The organism is Staphylococcus sp. EG-SA-15, assembly GCF_017151895.1.
Taxonomy (GTDB): Bacteria; Bacillota; Bacilli; order Staphylococcales; family Staphylococcaceae; genus Staphylococcus; species Staphylococcus aureus.
Genome location: NZ_JACVZN010000053.1, coordinates 1 through 5638, shown reverse-complemented (window position 1 = coordinate 5638; position 5638 = coordinate 1). Strand labels below are relative to the sequence as shown.

At 32.6% G+C, this 5638-nt stretch carries 6 protein-coding genes; all 6 read left to right on the top strand.

From position 1 onward, the window contains the following. Nucleotides 1-4 precede the first annotated feature (4 nt). The 6 genes from IDG64_RS14185 (at nt 5) to hisD (ending at nt 5620) form a co-directional block, all read left to right on the top strand. Nucleotides 5-838 (top strand): energy-coupling factor transporter transmembrane component T family protein, encoded by an 834-nt coding sequence (locus IDG64_RS14185; RefSeq protein WP_001077823.1) that lies wholly within the window; start codon nt 5-7, stop codon nt 836-838. A 46-nt stretch (nt 839-884) separates the two neighbouring features. Then, on the top strand, nt 885-1382 hold the full coding sequence (locus IDG64_RS14180) for a GNAT family N-acetyltransferase (protein ID WP_000610973.1): 498 nt from the start codon (nt 885-887) through the stop codon (nt 1380-1382). A 117-nt stretch (nt 1383-1499) separates the two neighbouring features. Further along, nucleotides 1500-2624, top strand: a complete 1125-nt coding sequence (locus tag IDG64_RS14175) for a polysaccharide deacetylase family protein (protein WP_000549215.1) — start codon at nt 1500-1502, stop codon at nt 2622-2624. A gap of 303 nt (nt 2625-2927) precedes the next feature. Then, on the top strand, nt 2928-3749 hold the full coding sequence (locus tag IDG64_RS14170) for an ATP phosphoribosyltransferase regulatory subunit (protein ID WP_001065588.1): 822 nt from the start codon (nt 2928-2930) through the stop codon (nt 3747-3749). A 13-nt stretch (nt 3750-3762) separates the two neighbouring features. Continuing rightward, nucleotides 3763-4377 carry an ATP phosphoribosyltransferase gene (hisG, locus tag IDG64_RS14165; protein ID WP_000944137.1) on the top strand — a complete coding sequence of 205 codons (615 nt, stop codon included), beginning with the start codon at nt 3763-3765 and terminating at the stop codon, nt 4375-4377. Continuing rightward, entirely contained in the window at nt 4370-5620 is a 1251-nt protein-coding gene (gene hisD, locus IDG64_RS14160; RefSeq protein WP_000930650.1) for a histidinol dehydrogenase, read from the top strand. Before hisG ends, hisD begins: the two co-directional genes overlap by 8 nt. The last annotated feature ends 18 nt before the right edge of the window (nt 5621-5638 follow it).

Here is a 5638-nt window from a genome sequence, read left to right as displayed (position 1 = left end):
GCCAATGAATCAATATAATACTATAGGTTTTCACCCGGGAAATAGTCGTATTCATCAATTAAATGCGACTGTTAAACTTTTATTCTTATTAGTTGTTTCTATTTCTGCAATGGTGACTTATGACACAAGATATTTAATTTTAATTAGTGCTTCATCTATTTTATTGTTCAAATATGCTCATATTGAATGGAAACAAGTTCGCTTTGTTGTTAAATTCATTCTGTTTTTCACAATATTAAATATTATTGCCGTATACATATTTGACCCTGAATATGGTGTGAAGATTTATAATCAGCGTACAGAGTTAGTCAATGGTATTGGTCGATTTACGCTAACATCACAGGAATTATTCTATCTTTTTAATCTAATATTAAAATATATTAGTACAGTTCCTTTAGCGTTAATATTTTTATTCACAACGAATCCGAGTCATTTTGCTGCAAGTTTAAATCAGCTAGGTGTGAATTATAAAATCAGTTACGCAGTCTCACTAGCATTAAGGTATATTCCAGATATTCAAGAAACATATTTTAATATTTCACAAGCGCAACAAGCAAGAGGATATGATAATTCGAAAAAAGCGAAATTTACTAGCCGTGTTAAAGGTATCAAACGCATTGTGTTACCTTTAATATTTTCTAGTATCGAAAGAATTGACACTATTAGTACTGCTATGGAGTTAAGACAATTCGGACAGTATAAAAGGAGAACCTGGTACGTCAAAAAACAATTAAAAAAAGATGATTATGTTGTTTTGTGTTTGACGTTAATACTTCTGATGTTAGTAGTTACATTATTCTTTTTAAATAATAGTCGATATTTCAACCCGTGGCATTAGTATTCATATAAATAGTCTTTAAATAGAAATAGGAGGGAGACATTTAATGATAAATACTGAAAGATTAAATTTAATGATTCCAAGTTCCTCGCATTTAATTGAACTTTATAATATTTGTAGTCATCCACAAGCAAATATATACACTCCCAAAGGTTTACATAATTCCAAATTAGACACACAACGGTGGATTGAAAAATGGCAAAACCATTGGCAACAATATCAATTTGGTTACTTTGTATTGGTGAAAAAAATAGATTGTAGTGTTATTGGTATTTGTGGATATGAATATCGACAATTAAAGCAAGAAACAGTACTAAATTTATTTTATAAATTACATCCAAGTTTTGAAGGACAAGGGTACGCATGTGAGGCTATTACAGCAATCACAAATTTTGTGAATTATATCGATCAAGAAACAGTAAAAGTTATCAGGACAAATAAGTGTAACCAACGTTCAATAAATTTAGCAGAAAGGCTTAAATTCAAGCGAGACAAAGCTATGGACGACATTATCAATCAAGGAGATATTGTGTTTTATAAATAAAATACTATGACATTATCTAAAAAATAAAATTAAAATCCCAACAGTTTCTTAAAAAGTTATGAGCCACATAATAAAAATGTTATAATTGTGCATAATAAAACATAGGGAGAATGTTTAATGCATAAAAAATATTTATTGCTATTTTTTCTGTTATTATCAGTTGCATTGCTATATAGCTGTTCCAAGAAAAATGAGAAAGCTCAAAATAAATCTGTTAATCCAAATGAGTATGCAAAGCATAAATCGAAAATGGATGAACATTGGGAAACATATCACGGCCAAGTTTATCATGTGTTTTATCACCCATTAATTACAGAACCAAAAGTTGCGTTTACAGGAGATACACACCAAGCTAAGGGCAACAATGATTGGATGATTACTGTAAGTGAATTTAAAAAATCATTGAACGAATTATATAAAAATAATTACATCATCGTTAATCCACATGATGTATACGACTTATCATCTCATCATGTAAAAGCCAAAAAAATAAAATTGCCGAAAGGTAAAAAGCCACTAATCATCTCAATTGATGATATGAATTACTATAGTTACATGAGACACCATGGTTATGCTGACCGTTTAGTACTCGATAAAAATAAACATGTTGTATCTGAAACGACAGACTCAAAAGGCCATGCTACTTATTCTGATGACAATGATATCGTGCCAATTTTAAATAAATTTGTAAAAGAGCATCCAGATTTTTCTTTAAATGGTGAAAAGGGTGTTGTTGCTTTAACCGGTTATGAGGGCGTATTAGGTTATCGCACGAATGAATTAACGAGTAAAGATTATACAAAGAATAAAAAGGCAGCTGAGGAAGTTGTTCGCGCAATGAAACGGGATGGATGGTCATTTGCGAGTCATTCATATGGTCACATTAATTTTGAAAAAACATCTTTAGAAGGTATTAAACGTGATACTAAAAGATGGAAAGATGAAGTTGAACCAATTGTAGGTAAAACAGATATGTTTGTATTTCCACATGGCGCACAGGATAGACATACACAAGCGTATGATTATTTGGTAGATGAAGCAGAGTTTAAGTTTATTGCAGGTGTCGGTCCAAACAATTTTACAGATATATCAGCAACGAACGTTTACCAAGATAGGGTTGCGATTGATGGTCTAAACTTATTTGAATTTAAATATAAACTCAAACCGTTTTTTAATCCTGAAAATGTATATAGTAAACAAGATAGACAATTCTTTAAAGGTAATCGGGATTATGAAGAATAGTTAAATTTAATAAAAAGATAGAAAGAAAATAACTTTACATAATAAGGCAAGGACAATATGTGCAAGAAGTACAACTTCAATATAAAAATCTTGGTTTAGCATTTTTATAGGCACAAATGTCTTGCCTTTTTCTTTTGTAAAAATTTAAAAACAATACACCGAATTTTCTGAAAAAGGTTGTAATGTATTGCTAAAAATGATAAGTTATTAATCATATTACACTTTAGTGTAGTAGAGAAGTAAAGCAAACAACGAAAATACCAAGTGATTTTAAATACAGTATTGAAAGTAAAGGGTGGTCGAGTGAATAATTCAGAACAATTAATTGCGTTAAAAGAATCGGAAACAGCATTTTTAAAATATTTTAATAAAGCGGATTATGAGTTAGTTGATTTTAGTGTGGTTGAAAAGTTGGACTGGAAACAATTGAACCATGAGGATTTGCAGCAGATGGGTGAGCGAAATTTTTGGCAACATGAGCATCAAATTTATGCACTTCGAAATGATTTTACAGATCAATTATTGCGTTATTACTCAATGTATCCAACTGCAGCAACAAAAGTGGCATACACAGGTTTAATCATTCGGAATAATGAAGCGGCTGTACAAGTGGGTTTGGAAAACTATGCACCATCATTAGCGAATGTACAACAGAGCTTAAAGCTATTTATTCAGTTTATTCAACAGCAGTTGAGAGACAACGTGCATTTTGTTGTATTGGGACATTATCAATTGCTTGATGCCTTACTCGATAAATCGTTACAAACACCAGACATACTATCAATGATTGAGGAACGTAATTTATCGGGACTAGTTACATATTTGTCGACTGAACATCCAATCGTGCAAATCTTGAAAGAGAATACGCAACAACAATTAAATGTATTGGAACACTATATTCCAAATGACCATCCAGCACTCGTTGAATTAAAAATATGGGAACATTGGTTACATACACAAGGTTACAAAGACATCCATTTAGATATTACTGCGCAGCCACCTAGATCCTATTACACAGGCTTATTTATTCAATGTCATTTTGCTGAAAATGAATCTCGAGTTTTAACAGGTGGTTATTACAAAGGAAGCATCGAAGGGTTTGGATTAGGATTAACACTTAAGTAAGGGAGTATGCACAATGTTAAGAATCGCCATAGCAAAAGGGCGTTTAATGGATAGTTTAATTAACTATTTAGATGCAATTGAATTTACGACATTATCAGAAACATTAAAAAATAGAGAACGCCAATTATTATTAAGTGTAGATAATATTGAATGCATTTTAGTAAAAGGAAGTGACGTGCCAATCTATGTGGAACAAGGAATGGCCGACATAGGCATTGTTGGTAGCGACATATTAGATGAGCGCCAATATAATGTTAATAATTTGTTGAATATGCCTTTTGGAGCATGTCATTTTGCGGTTGCAGCGAAACCTGAAACGACCAATTATCGTAAAATCGCAACGAGTTATGTTCATACTGCTGAAACATATTTTAAATCAAAAGGTATTGATGTCGAATTGATTAAATTGAATGGCTCTGTTGAATTGGCCTGTGTTGTAGATATGGTAGACGGAATTGTCGACATCGTTCAAACAGGTACTACGCTAAAAGCGAACGGACTGGTTGAAAAGCAACATATTAGTGATATCAATGCAAGATTAATAACTAATAAAGCAGCTTATTTTAAAAAATCACAATTAATAGAGCAATTTATTCGCTCTTTGGAGGTGTCTATTGCCAATGCTTAATGCACAACAATTTTTAAATCAATTTTCATTAGAAGCACCATTAGATGAGTCATTGTATCCAATTATTCGCGATATTTGTCAGGAAGTTAAAGTTCATGGAGATAAGGCTTTGAAAATGTATAATCTAACATTCGATCATACGAAAACAGATCATTTAGAAATTAGTCATGAACAAATTAAAGCAGCATTTGACACATTAGATGAAAAAACAAAACAAGCATTACAACAAAGTTATGAAAGAATTAAAGCATATCAAGAAAGTATTAAACAGACGAATCAACAGTTAGAAGAATCAGTGGAGTGTTATGAAATATACCATCCACTAGAAAGTGTGGGTATTTATGTGCCTGGTGGCAAAGCAAGTTATCCATCAACGGTTCTAATGACAGCGACTTTAGCACAAGTAGCAGGTGTAGAAAATATTGTTGTTGTGACACCACCTCAACCTAACGGAGTATCCCAAGAGGTATTAGCTGCATGTTATATTACGCAAGTTAATCAAGTGTTTCAAGTTGGTGGTGCTCAAAGTATTGCTGCATTGACTTATGGAACAGAAACGATACCTAAAGTTGATAAGATTGTAGGTCCAGGTAACCAATTTGTTGCATATGCCAAAAAATATTTATTTGGACAGGTAGGTATTGATCAAATTGCAGGACCAACAGAAATAGCACTGATTATTGACGACACCGCAGATTTAGATGCCATCGTATATGATGTATTTGCGCAAGCAGAACATGATGAATTAGCACGTACATATGTCATTAGTGAAGATGCGCAAGTCCTTAAAGATTTAGAATCACGTATTGCTAAAGCATTGCCTAATGTGGACAGATACGACATTGTTTCTAAAAGTATCGCTAATCAACACTATCTTATCCATGCTAGTAATTTTGATGAAGCATGCCATGTCATGAATACAATCGCGCCTGAACATGCGTCGATTCAAACAGTAAATCCTCAACCATATATTGAAAAAGTGAAATATGTGGGTGCATTGTTTATTGGACATTATTCGCCAGAGGTCATAGGAGATTACGTTGCAGGTCCAAGTCATGTATTACCTACAAATAGAACAGCTAGATTTACCAATGGGTTATCGGTCAATGATTTCTTAACACGGAACACGGTCATCCATTTATCAAAAGATACGTTTGAACAAATTGCTGATTCAGCACAACATATTGCTCATGTTGAAGCATTATACAATCACCAGCAGTCTATTTTAATACGTCAGTCTTAGGGGAGTGTAATTGAAATG

Excerpts from the sequence above, each read along its gene's own strand:
- hisG (WP_000944137.1), top strand. The coding sequence starts at position 3,763 with ATGTTAAGAATCGCCATAGCAAAAGGGCGTTTAATGGATAGTTTAATT.
- IDG64_RS14180 (WP_000610973.1), top strand. The coding sequence starts at position 885 with ATGATAAATACTGAAAGATTAAATTTAATGATTCCAAGTTCCTCGCAT.
- IDG64_RS14175 (WP_000549215.1), top strand. The coding sequence starts at position 1,500 with ATGCATAAAAAATATTTATTGCTATTTTTTCTGTTATTATCAGTTGCA.
- hisD (WP_000930650.1), top strand. The coding sequence starts at position 4,370 with ATGCTTAATGCACAACAATTTTTAAATCAATTTTCATTAGAAGCACCA.
- IDG64_RS14185 (WP_001077823.1), top strand. The coding sequence starts at position 5 with ATGAATCAATATAATACTATAGGTTTTCACCCGGGAAATAGTCGTATT.